The sequence below is a fragment of the Methylobacter sp. genome, from assembly GCF_004322395.1.
Taxonomy (GTDB): Bacteria; Pseudomonadota; Gammaproteobacteria; order Methylococcales; family Methylomonadaceae; genus Methylobacter_A.
On sequence record NZ_SCTW01000102.1, the window covers coordinates 43,307 to 62,222 of the forward strand.

General features: G+C 45.5%; 16 protein-coding genes. 8 read left to right on the top strand and 8 right to left on the bottom strand.

Annotated elements, in window-relative coordinates; genetic code table 11:
• Positions 1-391 precede the first annotated feature (391 nt).
• Positions 392-2,191, top strand: a complete 1,800-nt coding sequence (locus tag EPO18_RS14280; RefSeq protein ID WP_292434313.1) for a transglycosylase SLT domain-containing protein — start codon at positions 392-394, stop codon at positions 2,189-2,191.
• A gap of 408 nt (positions 2,192-2,599) precedes the next feature.
• Positions 2,600-4,825 carry a cyclic nucleotide-binding and patatin-like phospholipase domain-containing protein gene (locus tag EPO18_RS14285; RefSeq protein WP_292434315.1) on the top strand — a complete coding sequence of 742 codons (2,226 nt, stop codon included), beginning with the start codon at positions 2,600-2,602 and terminating at the stop codon, positions 4,823-4,825.
• Between the two features lie 226 nt (positions 4,826-5,051).
• Here the strand turns inward: EPO18_RS14285 and EPO18_RS14290 are convergent, their stop codons facing one another.
• From EPO18_RS14290 to EPO18_RS14325, 8 genes are all read right to left on the bottom strand, one after another.
• Positions 5,052-5,459, bottom strand: coding sequence for a toxin-antitoxin system YwqK family antitoxin (locus tag EPO18_RS14290; RefSeq protein ID WP_292434317.1), 408 nt, complete (start codon positions 5,457-5,459; stop codon positions 5,052-5,054).
• Positions 5,460-5,550: 91 nt separating this feature from the next.
• The gene (locus EPO18_RS14295) at positions 5,551-6,195 is read right to left on the bottom strand and encodes a uracil-DNA glycosylase (RefSeq protein ID WP_292434319.1); all 645 of its coding nucleotides are present in this window, start codon (positions 6,193-6,195) and stop codon (positions 5,551-5,553) included.
• A 140-nt stretch (positions 6,196-6,335) separates the two neighbouring features.
• Positions 6,336-6,614, bottom strand: a complete 279-nt coding sequence (locus EPO18_RS14300) for a GIY-YIG nuclease family protein (RefSeq protein WP_292434321.1) — start codon at positions 6,612-6,614, stop codon at positions 6,336-6,338.
• 4 nt (positions 6,615-6,618) lie between these two features.
• Complete coding sequence (locus tag EPO18_RS14305; protein WP_292434324.1) at positions 6,619-7,311, bottom strand: VIT1/CCC1 transporter family protein; 693 nt, start codon at positions 7,309-7,311, stop codon at positions 6,619-6,621.
• A gap of 11 nt (positions 7,312-7,322) precedes the next feature.
• Positions 7,323-9,269 carry a heavy metal translocating P-type ATPase gene (locus EPO18_RS14310; protein WP_292434325.1) on the bottom strand — a complete coding sequence of 649 codons (1,947 nt, stop codon included), beginning with the start codon at positions 9,267-9,269 and terminating at the stop codon, positions 7,323-7,325.
• Positions 9,270-9,368: 99 nt separating this feature from the next.
• A complete protein-coding gene (locus EPO18_RS14315) occupies positions 9,369-10,133 on the bottom strand; it encodes a Nif3-like dinuclear metal center hexameric protein (RefSeq protein WP_292434327.1) in 765 nt (254 codons plus the stop codon).
• Entirely contained in the window at positions 10,130-10,636 is a 507-nt protein-coding gene (locus EPO18_RS14320; protein ID WP_292434329.1) for an NUDIX hydrolase, read from the bottom strand. The genes EPO18_RS14315 and EPO18_RS14320 overlap by 4 nt, the downstream gene beginning before the upstream one ends.
• A 105-nt stretch (positions 10,637-10,741) precedes the next feature.
• Positions 10,742-11,326, bottom strand: a complete 585-nt coding sequence (locus EPO18_RS14325) for a beta-class carbonic anhydrase (RefSeq protein ID WP_292434331.1) — start codon at positions 11,324-11,326, stop codon at positions 10,742-10,744.
• 182 nt (positions 11,327-11,508) lie between these two features.
• Between EPO18_RS14325 and EPO18_RS14330 the strand changes: the two genes are divergently transcribed.
• The 6 genes from EPO18_RS14330 (at position 11,509) to EPO18_RS14355 (ending at position 18,907) form a co-directional block, all read left to right on the top strand.
• Positions 11,509-12,447, top strand: coding sequence for a LysR family transcriptional regulator (locus tag EPO18_RS14330; protein ID WP_292434333.1), 939 nt, complete (start codon positions 11,509-11,511; stop codon positions 12,445-12,447).
• Between the two features lie 2 nt (positions 12,448-12,449).
• Positions 12,450-13,058 (top strand): TetR/AcrR family transcriptional regulator, encoded by a 609-nt coding sequence (locus EPO18_RS14335; protein ID WP_292434335.1) that lies wholly within the window; start codon positions 12,450-12,452, stop codon positions 13,056-13,058.
• A gap of 263 nt (positions 13,059-13,321) precedes the next feature.
• Positions 13,322-13,762 carry a response regulator gene (locus EPO18_RS14340; protein ID WP_292434337.1) on the top strand — a complete coding sequence of 147 codons (441 nt, stop codon included), beginning with the start codon at positions 13,322-13,324 and terminating at the stop codon, positions 13,760-13,762.
• Between the two features lie 30 nt (positions 13,763-13,792).
• Entirely contained in the window at positions 13,793-16,258 is a 2,466-nt protein-coding gene (locus tag EPO18_RS14345; RefSeq protein ID WP_292434338.1) for an EAL domain-containing protein, read from the top strand.
• A 77-nt stretch (positions 16,259-16,335) separates the two neighbouring features.
• Positions 16,336-18,375 carry a TonB-dependent receptor plug domain-containing protein gene (locus EPO18_RS14350; RefSeq protein ID WP_292434340.1) on the top strand — a complete coding sequence of 680 codons (2,040 nt, stop codon included), beginning with the start codon at positions 16,336-16,338 and terminating at the stop codon, positions 18,373-18,375.
• Between the two features lie 4 nt (positions 18,376-18,379).
• Positions 18,380-18,907: a YfiR family protein gene (locus tag EPO18_RS14355; protein ID WP_292434342.1), complete on the top strand. Its 528-nt coding sequence runs from the start codon at positions 18,380-18,382 to the stop codon at positions 18,905-18,907.
• Positions 18,908-18,916: the final 9 nt, after the last annotated feature.

Sequence of the window (18,916 nt, forward strand, 5' to 3'; positions counted from 1 at the left end):
CTGTCCGGATTTTTTTGGGCCACTTTACTTAAATTTAAGGCCGCCAAATTCTTTCAATTTCGCAACTAAGTTAACGAAGGGCTTTAAGCGCAATGGAAGCGCTGATCAAATCGATTTCGTTCATCGCTCGAAAAGATCAATATCAATAAAATCAATTACTTATAATTCAACCTAAGCCTATAAATGGATTTAATCAGCGTTTCCCTATAATGATGAGTTAGAGTACACTTATTGTTCGTTATTGATGGCACCGACAATATGCTAAGCAAAAGATTGGGGGTCATTCTTAGTCGCTAACACCGCCTTGTCAGCGACTGATATTTTAAAATTGTATGCCACAGCTGAGCTGTTGATTTTTCAAAGAAGCCAAAAATATTTGAGATTTGTACTGATGAAACAAAAGCTACACTGCAACAGCACGAACATTATCTTTGACGACAATAGGTATAGAACGTACGGCTTGTGTACGTTCTTTGACTTTGATTTAAGACATTACACCGGCAGACCAAATATATATGGCTGCTTTACGGCTGAAAATAAAATCCGAAACTTTAGAGTGTTAATTTTAAATCTGGTAATTTGTGGGTCTTTATCAGTTAATACCAGTAGCACTTTAGCTGCTTCGGTGACAAACAAAGAACAAAATCAGTATCGTGCGAACACATACATTAGGGAAAAAGTTCCAAACAATTCTGGCGACGTATGGGAACGCATTCGTTTAGGTATGAAAATTACTTGGCCAAGTTCAACACAAACCCTCTCAAAGCAAGATCTGATTCCAGTAAAAAATAGCCGCACCAATATATACTCCCTGCATTCTGCATCGCCATCAGCCTTAGCCACCGAGAATAGGCGCGAATCTATAGCCGCAGAAAACACTAGCTCGGAACAACCGATTAAATCAAAATATATTATTCAACCGCATACCGCAATTGCCCCATTGCATAATTACACTCCTTTAGGCCACCGCCTCAGATTCGCAAACCCTCCCTCATCAACCTCTGACGGCTGTGCATCTTCCTCGACTCAAACTCAGCAAGCACAAACACTTAGATCTGAAAACAATTACACTGTCAGTACCGAGAACTCCATACCCCAAGGTTTTCATGCCCAATTGCGTAAGCATACCGTTCCAACTTCCACCAATAATATATTGCCAACTAAAGCGGAATTGACTGATTCTTCGGCCCAAACAGCAAATAATCATACACCATGCATTAACCGTACCGCTCAACACTTGGTTAACGTAAACAAACCAAGGAAGCAAGGTGACATAGCGGAGCAAAACAACTCCAAAAAAGCGATGATTAATGAACGAATCAATAAATATATTGCTGTATTCAGTCAAAATCCCGGCTACCTGAATCAAGTTGCTGAACGCGCACGTCCCTACCTGTACCACATCGTAGAAGGGCTCAGTAAAAACCAATTACCTTTAGAACTTGCTCTGTTACCCATGGTGGAAAGCGCCTATCAACCTACAGCGCTATCACCTAAAGGTGCCGCCGGACTCTGGCAATTCATCCCCAGCACCGGCAAAGATTACAACTTAAAGCAAAGCAACCAGTATGATGAGAGGCTTGATATATTGGCCTCCACTCAAGCGGCAATTCGCTTTCTAACAGACTTAAAAGAACATTTCAACGGAGACTGGCTGCTCGCATTGGCCGCGTATAATTGTGGGCAAGGTGCAATTGATAATGCCATTAGTCGTAATCTCTCCGATGGATTGGATACCGACTACTGGTCTTTACGCTTACCCGAAGAGACACAAGAATATGTTCCACGCTTATTAGCCTTATCCAACATTTTTGCTAACCCTGCAATTTATGGGTTGAAATTTGCCCCAATAAAAAACGAACCTTATTTCGTCAAAGTAAAAATTGATCGAGAGACCGGCATAAAATATCTAGCCGACAAGAAGTTTGCCGTACTCGCACGGCTTGTTAATCTGAGTCACGAGCAGTTCAAACTTCTTAATCCAGGCTATCTAAACCCAACCTTGCCGACTAGGGGGGAATACACCTTTCTTTTACCCCTTGCTAATGCTAGCCAATTACATCAGCTCTTGACTAGCATTGCACAGTTTATGGGAGAACCCGTTTCAAAGGAAATGGGCAAAACCTTAAAAGCAAATTCACCAACCATAGTTAATTCAAACGAACCAATACTGACATCAATTAGATTATGATAGTGTTGCAATCTGCAAAAATAGTGGACATTTAAGTTTAATTTAAGAAGAAGATTTTATAACATTACCAGAAGATAAATCCGCTCTTGCATGAAACGGATATATTGCTTTTTCCTTACGAACAAAATACTCATTTTGTTCGCTACCTATGCTTAGATTTAATGTAAGACAAGTTTTTGTCTGATTCGTCAAAATTACCCGCGCAAGCGTTTGTTCGATAATATGAAAGCATTTGACGTGTTTCTGCTTTTATAGTTGGGAGCACCTAAATCGATTTCATGCCGGAGAGCTGATTTTGTACTCCGGAAAGCCAAATCTTTCGTCCCAGCAAACCTGAAACCGGACAGGTTTTTGCTATAATTACAATTACTGTGAGTATTTACTTTTTCATATTTTATTTTTTTATCTATGCCCAAAAATATAATTAATCATCCTGAATGGGTTAGCATTATTAATAATAATGTTTTATTTACCGGGATTGACACTAATATTTTGCTCAAAATAACAACAAAATTGCACGAGGTAACCGTTAAACAAGATGGTATGATTTATCAACAAGGCGATGAAGCCAAAGGACTTTATTTAGTTGTTTCAGGCAAGGTGCAAATATTTACCTGTAGCAATAAGAAAACCTATATTCTCTCGCATGCTTCAAATAATCACTTATTCGGAGAATTTTTACTGCTAGGCAACAGTATTCGTACAACCAGTGCAGTTGCACTCGAAGATTCCCAGTTATTTTATTTATCTATTACCGATTTTAACAATTTACTTAAGGCCTTCCCCCAGCAATTTTCGATAATAGCCAACCGCGTCACCAATCGCTTATGTTGGAATCAAATTACCAGCGCTTTACGTTTAAGCCCATTATTTTGGGATTTAAGTGAAGATATAGTCCGGGCTCTAACAAAAGAACTGAAAATCGAATCAATTCCGGCCAATACCCTACTTTACCAAAAAGGGGTAACTTCAACTGAGCTTTGTATTGTTATTGATGGTCAATTCCAAGTTATAAAAGCTACGGCGGATAGTCAAAACATTGTCCTGGATGTTGTCGGGCGAGGTGAAACCATCGGTGAAGTGGGTGTGCTGTGCGATACCACCAGAACCGTAGACATTTTAGCGACTCGGGATTCGATGGTCGCCAAGCTCAGTCGCGCATCATTTGAACAATTACTTCTGTCATTTCCGTTACAAATAAATCGGGCTTTTTCAAAAAGCATTGCGAATCGCTTGTCCATGCATAAAAAGCATAAAATGCCTGCTGCTGAAACCTTTGCCATGGTTGTTTTGTCGCCTTCAATTAAAACTCAAGATATTGCTCAATATCTGTCCGACGCATTCGCTAACCAGGGCTCAACCTCTATTGTCGGTAGCGAGATTATTGATCAAGCATTCAGTCGCAAGGGTACAGCGCAAACAGATTTTAACCACCCGAAAAATGATGATTTATTACATTGGTTATCGGAATGGGAAATTGCTCACAGGAACGTCATTTACATTGTTGATGCAGAGCTAAACAATTGGACCCTGCGTTGCTTACGCGAAGCGGACCATATTATTTTTATTGTTGATGCCACAGATAATCCTGCAATAGGCCGGTTTGAAACTCAGATTCTCAATGAAATCGAATCGACCAGCAAAAAACAAACATTGCTGATCATGCACGACAATCTGCAACTTGTTCCATTTGGTACTTCGCACTGGTTGAGTCCACGCAATGTAGATATGCACCATCATGTACGTTATTCCAATCAATCCGATTTTGATCGAGTAGCTCGATTTCTAACAGGGAAAGCAGTTGGCTTGGTGTTGGGAGGCGGAGGCGCGCGGGGCTTTGCGCATATCGGAATTCTTCGTGCTTTACAGCAATTAAATATTCCTATTGACCTCATCGGCGGTAATAGCATGGGCGCTCTTATCGCCGCGCAGAGTGCCATGCAATGGCATCATAAGGATATGATTGAACGGACTATGCAACTCTGCCTTGCCGGCGACGAATTTACTTTACCTATTATCTCGATATTTTCCGGAAAGAGAATGTCACGAGGTTTGCATGCTATGTTTGGGGATATACATATTGATGATCTCTGGCACCATTTTTATACTGTCTCGTGCAATATAAGCCGGGCAACTCTTATGACACATGATAAAGGCTCTTTACTTTCTGCTGTTTTAAACAGTAATACGCCCCCCGGGTTGTTCCCACCTCAAGTCAGTCATGGGGATTTATTAGTAGATGGCGCATTGCTTAATAATGTCCCGGTTGACATTATGAGGAACTACAATGAAGAAGGCACCATCATTGCTGTCGATGTTAATGCTCGCGAGGACTTATTAAATAACACCGAGCACAGTGGCGGAATCAGCGGCTGGAAGGTTTTGCTCAATAAATTAAACCCGATAGCGTCAACGATTAAAATCCCAAATATGATTGAGACACTTACTCGTGCAAGTATTATTGGGGGGCTTGCTCAACGAAAAAAAATGCTGGATGGCTATGCGGATCTTTATTTGCAACCGCCGGTCACTAATTTCTCATTGAGGGATTATAAGCATGGAGAGCAAATTGCTGAAATCGGTTATCAATATGCTTTAGAAGAATTTCAAACATGGTTAAAAACACAGGCATAATTGGAAAGGAAACCGCTAAAAGAAACAACCCATCCACATAAAGCGCAGATGGCTTGGCTCGAACTCTTTCCGTGAGTAATACTGCAAGATTTCATCCGGATAGAAAACGAATAAGGTCCGGATTTTGCAAAAACAGTTTGATTTTAAACACAGTTGTTGCATAGACAGATATTTGCTCTTCGGTAATCGCTAAGTTACCGAAGAGTAAATTCGATGCCTGGCGAATTTAGTCCGGCTCCCCGTCTATGTAACTTAATTCACCTACTTTATGCTCGTATTCATCCCATACGATAAGTAATCCATTTCTCTTCCCCTCTTTGTAATTTGTTTCAACAAATTTCTTTCCATTTGAATGATATTGTTCATGCTTACCTGTAAAGGGTTTATCTTCATTAGGTAAATAAGCAAGATCATTTTTAATATCCAGGTCTTTTTTAGTAATTATTGGTTTTGGCGTTGTCTTTTTTAAGACACGGTTTACATGCCTGACATTTTTCTTCGACTTCTTGGTTTTTGAAACCACGCTTTTAGCCTTAGCGCTCGATTTCGCCCTTAATTGCGCCAAGACTCTAGCGTCAGCGCTACAATCCGAGATAAAAAAGAATAGCGCTAATATACATATTATATTTTTCATTCAAGACCTTCAGAGAAATACGGCTTGCGACATCTTTTATTAGCGGCCGTATTTCCAGATTATTCAGCTTAACAATAACATAAATAAAAATTCACCAAGCCATCCGCTTAACTTCAATTGCATTAAAAACGTCGGCAAACATTTCTTTCGTCAATCGCTTGGTTTGCACGTTGTATCGGCTGGTATGGTAAGAATCAATCAGCGTACAACCGTCCGGCAAAATATGCTGGGCGTTATGGGCAAACTTTGCGCTACTCTGTTTCAGCCCGTAAGCTTTTAATACCGCCTGATGAGCGACCAGCCCTAAAACCAGTATGACCGCCTGCTGCGGCAGGTTTTTTAACTCGACGGCTAAATAGTCATTGCACTGATTGATCTCGGCATTGGTTGGCTTGTTTTGCGGCGGCAGGCATTTAACGGCATTGGTGATACGACAGTTCTTAAGCATCAAACCATCGGCCAAGGACTCGGATTTTACTTGGTTGCTGTAGCCGAACTCGTAAAGCGTCTCATAAAGCAGCAAGCCCGCATAATCGCCGGTAAACGGCCTGCCTGTGGCATTGGCTCCATGCATACCGGGAGCCAAGCCGACTATCAGCAATTGGGCCGAGCTATCGCCAAACGGTGCGACCGGACGCGCATGATAGTCAGGGTGTTTTTGTTTTACTTCGCACAGGAAATCATCCAGCCGCTTACACTGTCTGCAGTCTTGATCGAATATTTGTTTGGGATACATGTTTTGTTAAAGTCGGTTTAGGTGGCTGCTTTGTATCAATATAAGAGAAAAAAATTTTAATTAATTCACCATGAAGGACACGAAGCACATGAAGAAAGAAGCTTCGTGTTCTTCGTGTCCTTCATGGTAAAAAATCCCTACTAAATTAATAACGGAAAATCACCAACCTTGTTATTATCAGAAGCCAACAACTGCAACTTCTCAAGTCTAGACAGCTTTTTTATGACGCTTTCCCGTTTACTGGCCGAGCTGCGGTCGTGACCGGTTTCGACATAAACCAGTTCTCTGGGTTGCCTGCCGCGAAAATATTTAGCGCCTTGTTTATCTTGATGCTGATTAAAGCGCCGGATAACGTCATTGGTAATGCCGGTATAAAGCGAGTCATCGGTGCAAAGGATGATATAAACCTGCCAATTCACAGCGTTACACAACCGTCCCAAAAACGGAACCGACGGCTGCGGTCAGTCCCATAGCCAGCGCTCCCCAAAAAGTAACGCGAACAGCGCCTTTAATGATCCCCGCTCCGCCGCTATAGGCTGCCAACATACCCAGCAACATCAAAAACAGCAATGATGCGGACGATACCAGCACGACTAAATCGGTATAGGGAGCCAATACAACGACCAATAACGGCAACACCGCACCAACAGCAAAAGTGGCCGCAGACGCCAGCGCCGCCTGAATGGGTCTTGCGGTGCCTGTTTCAGAGATACCCAGCTCGTCGCGGGCATGTGCGCCCAATGCGTCATACTTCATCAATTGCTCTGCAACCTGTCCGGCCAGTAACGGGTCGAGCCCGCGCAATACATAGATGGCTGCCAGCTCTTTTCGTTCATGATCGCCATCTTCAGCCAGTTCTTTCCGCTCACGCTTTAAGTCAGCCCGTTCGGTATCCGCTTGGGAACTGACCGATACATATTCGCCCGCCGCCATCGACATCGCTCCGGCAACCAAACCTGCTACACCGGCCAAAACTATGTCGTTATGCGAAGCATGGGAGGCGGCAATGCCCACAATCAAACTGGCCGTGGACACGATGCCGTCGTTTGCGCCCAGCACCGCCGCGCGCAGCCAGCCGATGCGATGGGTCCGATGTGTTTCTCGATGATGTGGCATTGGGTTCCTTTTTAAAAATCCGAAAGCGTTTTTGGCGGAATAGCCGCCCTCAATGCATTCAATACGGCAAGTACATCAATGATTTCCTGGGTTATGGCTCCGGCTACCGGAGTCAAATAACCCAATCCGGCAAAGACCATGCCTATCAAACTCAGCGCCATGCCGCCTATCGCGCTTTGCAGGGCAATTCTACGCATCCTCTGACCGATATGAAACAGCTCATCGACTTTTAGCAGCGAACTGTTCATGATCACCGCATCCGCCGATTCGCCGGTAATGTCGCTGTTCTGTCCAAAAGCTATTCCGATAGTTGCGGCAGTCAGTGCCGGCGCGTCGTTAATACCGTCGCCCAGATACACGGTTTTTGCCGCGTTGGTTTCATTGCGCACCAACTCCAGCTTCTGCTCGGGGCTTTGACTAAAATAAACATGTTCAATGCCGACCTGGTCGGCCAGAAAACGTACTTCCGACTCCCTGTCTCCGGATACCAGCATCACCTTGTCAAACAGATGACTGGGTTGCAGGTGGTTGATAAATGATGAGCTGTCGGTGCGCACCTCATCCCGAAATTGCAAGGTCGCCGCGTAAGCATCGTCAATCAGCACCACGCATTCCAGGCCGCCGGTGATTGCCGGCAACTCTTTGGCAACATCCGGGTGTTGTTCGACAAACTTTTTGCGACTGGTAATCCGGATCTGTTTTTCCGCGACATTGCCTTTAAGGCCCTCCCCCGGCAATTCGGTGATATTAGTCACGCTTAATAAAGATAATGCCGATTTTTCCGCTGCTGTAACAATCGCTCGGGATAGCGGATGCTTGGAGTAGCGCTCCAGACTGGCGACTAGCAGCAACACCTGCTGCTCATTATGCCCTTCGCCGGGGATCAACGCAGTCAGAGAAGGCCGCCCATAAGTCAGGGTTCCGGTTTTATCGAAAATCGCCGTTCGACAAGTACCGATGGTTTCCAGAATGGCCGGATTTTTAATGATGATTTCCCGCCGCGCGGCCAGCGAAATCGAGCTAATAACGGTAACCGGAATGCCGATCAGCAATGGGCAAGGCGTAGCGATGACCAGCACGGCCAAAAAACGAATCACATCGCCGCTAAATGCCCAGGCAGCCAGCGCAATAATTACGGCCAGCGGCGTATATAACGCCCCGAGTTGATCGCCCAAACGCCTGATGTTCGGGCGGTACTGTTCGGACGATTGCATCACTTCCATGATCTTGGCGTAGCGGGAATCGACAGCCAGCTTGTCAGCGCGGATCGTTAACGCCGAATCGCCGTTCACCGCGCCGGAAAGCACTTGCGAACCGCTGACTTTCGACATCATGTACGGTTCGCCGGTCAGGTAGGATTCATCCATGGTGCCGGAACCTTCCAATACCGTGCCGTCAACAGGGCAGATTTCATGCGGCAATATTAACAGCGTATCGCCGACATTAACTTGCCCGGTGGTAATGTCGGCAAGTTGATCGCCCGATTTTCTATGGGCGACTGACGGCATCCGCTTAGCCAATGCCTGAAGCACTGAAGAGGCTTTGCGTACTGCGTAGGATTCCAGCACAACACCGCCGGACAGCATCAATACCACTAAACTTCCGGCTAGATACTCACCCAGCAAAACTGCCGTCACTATGGAAAGACCCGCCAGCAAATCGGCGCCCCAATCGCCCCGCCCCAATTTCACGATAAGTTGATAAACCAGCGGAATGCCGCCCAACGCCAGCACGGCAAGTAACGGCACAGACGCCAGTTCAACAGGGAAAACGAGTTGCCCGTGGTAAATTTCAGCCGCCGCCGAGCTTAAAGCCGTATTAAGCGATAGGATGTAGACTTCATGCCCAATATCGAGCGCATAGTGCAATATCAGATAGCTGCTAATACCAAGCAGACTTAAAATCGCAATGATGTTTTCGGATGTTGCGTGGGGAATAGATGCTTGCTTGTCGGTCATCGTTTCAGCCTCGCAAAATGGAGTCGCTAGTTTACTATAAATCTGCTGAAACGTAGGGCGTGCCGTGCGCGCCCATAAAGAAGGCGCGCACGGCACGCCCTACGCCGGATTTTCGCTATCGATAAAAAAGCACTCCACTGCAAATTGCTGCCGGGTTTTTTCCATTAACGCCTGGATGCCGAATTGCTCAGTCGCATTATGACCGCCCGCAAACATGTGTATGCCGGCCTCTTGGCTTTCATGCCAGTCGTGCTTGCTGATTTCACCGGTAATATAAGCATCCAGCTGTTCTTTTTCGGCCAAACGCCATTCACTGTTTGCGCCGCCGGTAATAATGCCGACCGATCTGATCAACGCGTTGTTATCGGGCGTTGCCAAAATGACATTGTGCTTGAGTACGGTTTCCAGTTTTTGTTGTAGTCCGGCGGCAGTTAGGGGATGATCAAGTATGCCTTTAACGCCAGTCGCGGAGCCTTTGTAATCGCCGAAAGGTTGCTGTTGATTGCAACCGATCATCTGTCCCAAAGCCGCAGCATTGCCTATGTCGGGATGACCGTCCAGCGGCAGATGATACGCGATCAGGTTGATATCGTTTTTTACCAAAGGGAAAACCCGCTGAGCGAAAGCGCCGGTTAACGGCTTGGCTCCATGAAAGGTCCAGAAAAGACCGTGATGAACGACCAACGCATCGGCCTTGTTTTCAACCGCCTGATTAACGGAATCGCGGGTTGCGGATACGGCAAAAGCGATACGCCCGATCTGCTCGGTCCCTTCAATTTGCAAACCGTTCGGGCAATAGTCGGCATAGGTTTCAGGGCGAAGTAAAGCTTGGTAGTAATCGTTAAGTTGCGAGCAGGTGATCATGCGGCTAAAACCTCAAATTGTCGCCAAATGGCTTTAAAAGTCTCGGTCAAAAGTTGATCGTCCGACGCAATGCGCTCGGCTATTTCAGCAACGCTAAACCAGCCGCCCTCGTCAATTTCGTCGGCTGCCAGATTGAACGGGCCGTTATGAATGCAGCGATAAACTTGGATAAATTCCATGCCGATAGCCGCTGTAGCCGGTAATTTAAACAGCGGTTGCAGAGGGTGCATAGCGCTAATGCCCAGCTCTTCTTCGATTTCCCTTCCGGCGCTGACGTCATAGTCCTCACCGGCGTCAACATGACCGGCCGCCGAAGTATCCCAAAGACCGCCATTGAGATCTTTTTTCAAGGAGCGTTTTTGCAGGAATAACTGCCCCTGCTCGTTAAAAACCAGGATGTGTACGGCGCGATGCCTAAGCCCTGTCGCATGGATAATATGGCGTGCGCAGGTGTCGATCACACAGTCGTTTTCATCAACGACAGAGAGTAGTTCGTTATTCATGTCTGTGGATGGGTAGAGCATCGCGAAACCCATCGCTTCGGCTACGCGTTGTGAAAAATTAAAACCATGTTCACATCTAGGAATGTGAACATGTCTGAACGATAGTTAACCGGCTCTGCCTGCTTCTGTTGCAGCAGGAACTTCAATTAACCGGCCTGATTTACAGTCGTAAATATAACCGTAAACAGGGATGTCGGAAGGAACCAGAGGATGGCTCTTAATGCGGGTGACATCTTCCAAAACGCTAGCTTCCTGATCTCTAATGGTCAGCCAGCTTATATGCTTAGCTTCATGCGAACCAGGCCCTGCACCGGTGTCATACCATAAACCTTTATCGTCCAGAGACGCTGTTGTTAAACTGCTGCCCAACAAATCACGCATGATTTCATCGGTAAACAGTTCCATACCGCAATTGGTATGATGAATAACAAACCATTCCCGCGTTCCCAGTAACTTATAGGAGATAACCAAAGAACGGATCGCATCGTCACTAGCGCGGCCACCGGCATTACGAATGACATGAGCGTCGCCTTCGGATAAGCCTGCATATTTGGCCGGATCCAAACGGGCATCCATGCAGGTCAAGATCGCAAAATGCCTTCCGGGAGGCAAAGGTAAATCGCCTTTGTCGCCGAAATCATTCACATAATCCCTGTTTGCCGATAAAACCTCATTAAGAATTTTGCTCATAAACACCTCTTATTATTTTTGTTTGGCCATAAAAAAACCGCTTGTTCCAGATCACTAAGGGGAATGATAAAGACCAAGCGGCAGTAAAACTATCTCCAATTAAAAGTCTACTCCAATAAAGCAGGGTTTCAAATAGCGATATAGGTTATACAATATAAACTTAAAGTTTATAAAAAACATATATGGCTAAATTAACCAACATACAAGTATTTTGCCGGATTGTTGAACTGGGCACTTTTGCAGCGGTTGCCCGCGAGATGAATCTTTCGGCGATGATGATCAGCAAATACATGGCTCAGCTGGAAGAATCTTTAGGAGTCACCTTATTAAACCGGACAACCAGACAGTTGAGCATGACCGAAGCGGGAAAAATCTACTATTACCGCAGCAAACAGCTGCTGGATGATTTTTCGGAACTGGAAGAATATACGTCCCAGATGGGAAGGCGGGTAAAAGGTACATTAAAGATCAGTGCGCCGATCGATTTTGGCGGAATCTATATGGTACCTGCCATTGACGCCTATCAACGCGCCTATCCCGATGTCAATATCTTGATGACCTTGCATAACAGCCGGGTTAATTTAAGCGAAGGCAGTTTCGATTTGTCTATCCTGGTGACGGATACGCTTGATCAAGGCGTGGTTGCCAGAAAAATCGCCCAAACACGATTATGCACGTATGCTTCTCCCGGCTATATTGCCGAATACGGCGAGCCGCAAACCATTGATGAGCTAAATTCGCATCGCTGTCTACATTATACGGATACTCCGCATAAAGATTATTGGGTGTTTAATGACGGTGGCGAAGAGGTTAGAATCAAAGCAAACTGGCACTTTGCCTCAAACAATGGCCGGGCTCTGTGCCAGGCGGCCGCTTTGGGCATGGGTATAACCCAAGCGCCTGAACTGTCGGTTATGAATTATTTGGAAGAAGGAAAATTGATAGAAATTTTGACGGATTTTCGTATTCCATCGCTGGAAATTTATGCGATCTATCTGCAAAGACGGTTTCTGCCGGCCAAATTGGCGACATTTGTGCATTTTTTAGTTAAGTATTTTGCCGAAAATAACAAACTTACCGACACTCGCAAAATGAGCTTAGGTTCATCTAAAGGCGTATAAATATGGCAAGACGGAACAAACACAGCCTGGAAGAAATAAGGGAAATGGTGCTGGACGCTGCGGAAACCATAGTCATTAATGAAGGCTATTCGGAGTTGACGGTACGAAAGATTGCGATGGAAATCGGTTATACCGTTGCCAGTATCTACATGGTATTTACCAATATGGCGGATTTGGCTATGCATATTAAAGCGAACACGATGGATGAGCTTACCGAGCAGTTGCAACAACTACCTCGTTGCGCTCCTGAACGCCAAATAGTCGAGCTGGCCAGGGCTTACTTAAAATTTGCCGTCAAAAATCTTAATCGCTGGAATATGATTTTTGTGCAGGATACCGAGCTTCCCGAATGGTATCGGCAGAAAATCAATCTGATTTTTGGTCTCTTAGAAGCGCAGTTTGCGCTACTTGCGCCGGGCTGTTCAACGCAGCAAAGTAAGCTGGCGGCACGTGCGCTCTGGAGCGGAGTCCATGGTATTTGTACCTTATCTCTGACCGATAAACTGGATATAGCCGGCATTGACGAGGTGGAAAATACTATTGTATTGCTGGCGGAAAATTTTATTAACGGCTGGGTGAGTTCAATACTTTCAGTCTATCAACAACAATAAAAAGCAAGGCGTTGCTGCTGAACGTAGGCGGCGTATTTTATAATGCTACTTCTTTACGTTAGTCTTGGCCTTAATTTTAAGAGGCTAAACCCACCACTTAGCGAAAAAACAAAACCATACTCTGTCGATTTTCAGATCAAATGAAAAATTATTTTTAGTAATTCTTGTTATTTCCAATAAACTCATAGCTGGTAATGAAGCTAAATGTAAGTGTTAGTTTATGGGTGACGATTTGATACAATTATTATTTTTGGGGTTATAAAGTGCTTGAGAGTCAGTTTGTAACAATCATCATAGAAGATGATCCCGGCCACCTGAAATTAATTGAGAAGAATTTACGGCGCGGCGGTCTCGAAAACCACTCCATCAAGGCCTTTGAAAATGGTCAGCAAGCCCTGGAATTTCTCAGAAAATCCGGCGATTTTGAAAATAATCCTATTGATCGATGTATTTTGCTGCTGGATATAAACATGCCGGTCATGAACGGTGTGGAATTATTGCGGATTCTTAAACACGACAATAGATTGCGCGATATCCCTGTCATCATTTTAACGTCCACCGACGATCAACGTGAAATAGACGAATGTTACAGCCTGGGCTGTAACCTCTATGTGCCCAAGCCTGTCGAATTTAACCAGTTCTCTGAAGTTGTACGCGAATTGGGGCTGATGATTGGACTTATTGCCGTCCCTTCATTTAAATAACCCAAGTTCTTTTTTCTACACTATTTAGATATGCCCTCTACCAACATTTTATATATAGAAGACGACCTGGGTCTTGCAGAGTTGGTACGCATAAAACTCAAGCGCGAAAACTATCATGTGGCGCATGCGGAGTACGGTAGTCAAGGTTTGATGGTATTGCGCGACCAGGATTTCGATGTAGTGTTGATCGACTTTTATTTGCCCGATATGGATGGACTTCAGGTATTAAAGTCTATTCTGGCATTGAAGCCTAAAACCACGTGCATCATGATTTCGGGCATTAATGATATGCAATTAATGGTCAATGCCATTAAGCAAGGCGCGGAAGATTTTGTACTCAAGGACTTTGAAGGCGCTTATTTAGAGTTACTACCGAGAACACTGGGCAAGGCGTTGCTTAAACAGCGCTTAATTGCTGAAAAAGAAGCGGCTGAACTGGAAAAAAGTAAAAGTGAAGAGTTTTACCGGTCATTAATCGAACATACTCACGTTGTTGCATGGGAATATCTGCCAAGTTTAAGGCGGTTCAGCTATGTTTCCGCACAAGCGGAAAAACTGACTGGGCATAGCCTGGAAGAATGGACTTCAGAAGGTTTTTGGGAAACCAGTTTACATCAGGAAGATTATACAAAGGTTATCGCATTTTGTTCTCCTCTGACGCATAGTCAGGAAGAGCAAGGTCTTGAATTCCGGCTGTTAAAAAAAGACGGCAGTGAAATTTGGCTTAGGCAAATTATTTCTGTGGTAGAAAGGGATCCTGAGCTCTGTTGTGTATTGCGCGGATTCCTGATCGATATTACCGAACCCAAACAAGCCATAGAAAAGCAACGTCTGGCGGAACTGGTATTCGATACTATCCATGAAGGAATTATGATTACCGATGCCGATAATTGTATCGAAGTTGTGAATCCGGCCTTTACAGAAATTACCGGCTATAGCTTCGATGAAGTTAGAGGTCAAAATCCACGTATATTCAGTTCAGGGCTCCAGAACGCAAGTTTTTATGCCGCATTCTGGCAGTCTCTAAATGAATATGGGCATTGGGAAGGCGAACTTAGAAATCGGCATAAAAATGGAGAAATATACACCGAAGCGGCATCGATTTCCTGCGTTTATGATGAATTCGGCAAACTTAAACAACACATAGCTATTTTTTACGACGTAACCGAAAAAAAGCAAGAGCAAGAAAAAATCCATTATCAGGCCAATTACGACTCGCTAACTGACCTGCCCAATCGTCAATTATTTCAGGACCGATTATATTCAGCAGTAACTTCGGCCAAGCGCAACAACACTCAACTGACGTTATTGTTTATAGACTTGGATCGTTTTAAAGAAGTTAATGACAGCTCCGGGCATGCTGCGGGCGACAGATTGCTTATCCAGGTAGCCCGTAGACTTAATGAATGTATCCGTGAAAGCGATACGCTGGCGCGCTTGGGCGGAGATGAGTTTGTCGTTATTCTTAATAATTCGGGCAATAACCATGACGCAGAGAATGTGGCCAGGACGATGCTGGAATTGTTGGAACAACCGTTTTCTTTGGGCGACGGTATTAATGCCTCTATTTCGGCCAGTATCGGTATAGCGTTGTATCCTGCTGACGGAGAGGATGATATAACACTTATCCGGAATGCAGATGCGGCCATGTATCGGGTTAAGGAAACCGGCAGAAACGGGTTTGAATTTTTCACCGCTGAAATGAATCGTGAAGCGGGTATGCGTCAACAGTTCAAAAACGCTTTTAAAGACAGCTTGGAAAAGGGCGAATTTAAAGTATTCTTTCAGCCGGTTTGGCGGTTGAGTGACGGACGAATCATGGAAGTAGAAGCTTTGTTGCGTTGGCAGCATCCTGCATGGGGCATGGTCATGCCGGATGAGTTTATTCCGGTTGCCGAAGAAAACGGCTTTATACATAATTTGAGCCTTTTTGTTGTAGAAACGGTCGCCAAGCAAATTAAATCCTGGGATGAGCAAGGGCTTAATGAGATTTCAGCAGCCGTCAATCTGTCGCCGACCCAGTTTCGCCGATTGGATGATTGGTTGGCTCAAATGCATCGGATTTTATCCGGCTACGATATTGCGGCACACCGGATTAAGCTGGAAATCACCGAGACAACGCTGATGGGCGATACCTTTAAACTGATGGAAACTTTAAATCTTGTGCAGGCATCGGGCATCGAGATTTCTCTGGATGATTTCGGAACCGGCTTTTCTTCGCTATCCAGAATAAGCGGCATGCCGCTAAATTCTATTAAAATCGATCGGAGTTTTATCAATCAAATAGGCCAGGAAGGGCAATGCAATGTGATTGAAGCCATTATTGCCATGTCCCATAGCATGAATTACCGGGTTATTGCCGAAGGCATAGAAACTAAAGAACAGCTGGAATATCTGAAACGGTTGGGTTGCGACTTTGGTCAGGGGCTTCTGTGTAGCCGGCCTGTACCGGCAGCAGATCTTTTAATACTTTTACAAAAAGATATTTTTGTTTAACTGTGACTGTTCATTAACCGGCTCCGAAGTGCAATCCGGCTAACATTAAAAATCTTATTTAATCTTACAACACCTTCATGCCCGACAGCCCCATCATACCCGGATCCAATCACCGTCTCAAAAGCCGCCTAAAACTATCAATAGCCGCGCTACTGTTTGGCTCATGCATCAGGGTCTTTGCCACCGAAGTGGATGATATCGGTAAGATGGATTTGGAACAGCTCATGAATGTAGAGCTGGAAACCGTCACAGCATCGAAATACAGCCAAAAATTATCGGAAACCGCCAGCCAAGTCACAATAGTCGGTAAGGATCAAATCCAGCAATTCGGCTATCGCACTTTGAGCGACATCTTGCGTACAGTGCCCGGTTTTTTTATCACCAATGACCGTATGTACGATTATGTCGGTGTTCGCGGCTTCGATCAATCCACTGCGCTCAACGGGCGTATGCTGTTGATGATCGACGGCAACCGCATAAACGAATCCATCTTCGATTCGGGTTTACTCGGCAGCGAGTTTCCGCTGGATGTCGACTTAATAGATCATGTCGAAATCGTAAGGGGCCCAGGCTCCTCGTTATACGGTAACAACGCGTTTTTTGCGGTAGTCAATGTCGTGACCAAGGATGGGGGCTCTTTCCATGGCGGGGAACTTGCCGGGAGTTACGGTAGCTTTGATTCATATAAAGGCCGTTTCAGCTATGGACGCAAACAAAATAACGGTCTGGAGTATTTAATATCCGCCACCGGCCTGAATGCCGATGGACCGACGTTACGCTACCCTGAACATGCCAGCCCCGATAACCCGGCAGGCATAACAAGCCACACTAACGACGAACATAACAAGCAATTTTTCGCCAAAGCGGGTTGGGGCAATTTTAGTTTCGAAGGCGGCTATGGGCGGCGCTACAAAGGGTTGCCGGGCGGCGCATACGGCACTAACTTCGACGATCCTTCCAACAGTTATCAGGACAGCGAAGCGTTTGTCAATCTGAAGTATCAAAAAATCTTGTCTCCCTCTCTGGCCTTTTCCGCCCGTGCTTTCTACGGCGATTACGATTTCAGGGGGTTTTATCACTACGGCGATACAATAAGTGCCGCCCCCGTTCACACTTGGTGGAGCGGGTTTGAGGCGAATTTTGTTTCCAGACATTTTGATAATCACACGCTGATCGGTGGAATCGAAGCCCAAGAAAACTGGCTGCAACAGCAAGGTATTTTTTTCGATAATCCTTATACGGTTTTTTCGTTCGATGAACGGGATAGCCATCGTATAGGTGTTTATCTGCAAGACGATGTCGTCTTGACAAATCAACTTAAACTATCGGTCGGCGCGCGCTTGGACGACCATTCCTTGCTTTCAAATGTGTTGGTTAGTCCCCGGTTTGGGATCGTATACAATCCTTTAACGGACAGCACCGTCAAATTGCAATATGCACAGGCCTTTCGTGCTCCCAATGTAGTTCACCAATATCAAGCTTATCCGATTACTTTTAACGAAGACGGAACCTTCCGCGGACCAGGACGCTTACCGAATACCGGTTTACACGCAGAGCAAATTGAAACGTGGGAATTGAGCTGGCAACAAATTTTTGACCATAACTGGCAATTTACCGTTACCGGTTACTATATGGACATGAGCAAGCGACTGGAAGAGATACAGCAATCTCCAGAGTTCCGGCAAGTCGCCAATCTGGATGCGGAAATCGGCTATGGCGCCGAATTCGAATTGCAGCGGCGCTGGAACAATGGTGCGTTACTACGCAGCAGCTACAGCTTGATATTTGCCGAAGACATGGATCGGGGAAGTGACGGCTACATACTGAGCAACGTGCCTGGACACCTCTACCAGTTGAATCTTATGGCGCCGCTGTTCAACCCTCAGTGGCACGGCGGTTTCGACATGCAAATGCTGTCGTCAAGAAATTCTCCGCAAAGCAAAACACCCGGATATGCCAGGATCGGCCTGAATTTACTCTACCAACCCATCACCAACCTTAACCTGTCCGCAGGCGTGTATGACCTGTTCGACGACAACCGCCTGGAACCCGGTGGGATTTACGGCATTCCACAGGAGGGGCGTACTTTTCGCCTGAAATTCCAGTGCCGGTTTTAATCCCATGACGTGCGTATCGGCGATAAAGAAAATCACTGTCTGGCTGTTGCTGTTGGTCCTCACTGCAGGCGCTGTATTGGCCGATGCAGTCACGGAGTACGATCTTAAAGCGGCCTATCTGCTCAATTTCGCCAGCTATGTCGAGTGGCCTGGCCCGCCTAAGCCGTTAGCAATCTGTATTTACGGCGATAATCCGTTCAAGGCGGCAACCATTGCCAGTTTGCTGAAAGCAAAAGCGGGGCAAATTGACGCCGGCTTTAAATATCCGAGCCAATTGGAGCATTTGGCGGATTGTAATATTCTTTATTTGGCTCAATCCGAACAAGAGAATTTCGGCAAGGCTATCACTCTGCTACATAACGCTCCCGTATTGATTGTCACCGATGTTCAAGACGGCTTGCCTCAGGGCGCTATGATCAATTTGATCACCGAATCCAACCGGCTGAGGTTCGAAATCAACATCAATACAGCTTTGGCGTCGAAGCTAAAAATCAGTTCAAAATTGCTGAAATTAGCCAAAATCGTTCAATGACGGTAACTA

Coding starts and splice junctions, on each gene's coding strand:
- EPO18_RS14330 (WP_292434333.1), top strand. CDS start 11,509: ATGGCTAAATTAACCAACATACAAGTATTTTGCCGGATTGTTGAACTG.
- EPO18_RS14355 (WP_292434342.1), top strand. CDS start 18,380: ATGACGTGCGTATCGGCGATAAAGAAAATCACTGTCTGGCTGTTGCTG.
- EPO18_RS14350 (WP_292434340.1), top strand. CDS start 16,336: ATGCCCGACAGCCCCATCATACCCGGATCCAATCACCGTCTCAAAAGC.
- EPO18_RS14285 (WP_292434315.1), top strand. CDS start 2,600: ATGCCCAAAAATATAATTAATCATCCTGAATGGGTTAGCATTATTAAT.
- EPO18_RS14335 (WP_292434335.1), top strand. CDS start 12,450: ATGGCAAGACGGAACAAACACAGCCTGGAAGAAATAAGGGAAATGGTG.
- EPO18_RS14325 (WP_292434331.1), bottom strand. CDS start 11,326: ATGAGCAAAATTCTTAATGAGGTTTTATCGGCAAACAGGGATTATGTG.
- EPO18_RS14305 (WP_292434324.1), bottom strand. CDS start 7,311: ATGCCACATCATCGAGAAACACATCGGACCCATCGCATCGGCTGGCTG.
- EPO18_RS14310 (WP_292434325.1), bottom strand. CDS start 9,269: ATGACCGACAAGCAAGCATCTATTCCCCACGCAACATCCGAAAACATC.
- EPO18_RS14295 (WP_292434319.1), bottom strand. CDS start 6,195: ATGTATCCCAAACAAATATTCGATCAAGACTGCAGACAGTGTAAGCGG.
- EPO18_RS14280 (WP_292434313.1), top strand. CDS start 392: ATGAAACAAAAGCTACACTGCAACAGCACGAACATTATCTTTGACGAC.
- EPO18_RS14315 (WP_292434327.1), bottom strand. CDS start 10,133: ATGATCACCTGCTCGCAACTTAACGATTACTACCAAGCTTTACTTCGC.
- EPO18_RS14320 (WP_292434329.1), bottom strand. CDS start 10,636: ATGAATAACGAACTACTCTCTGTCGTTGATGAAAACGACTGTGTGATC.
- EPO18_RS14345 (WP_292434338.1), top strand. CDS start 13,793: ATGCCCTCTACCAACATTTTATATATAGAAGACGACCTGGGTCTTGCA.
- EPO18_RS14290 (WP_292434317.1), bottom strand. CDS start 5,459: ATGAAAAATATAATATGTATATTAGCGCTATTCTTTTTTATCTCGGAT.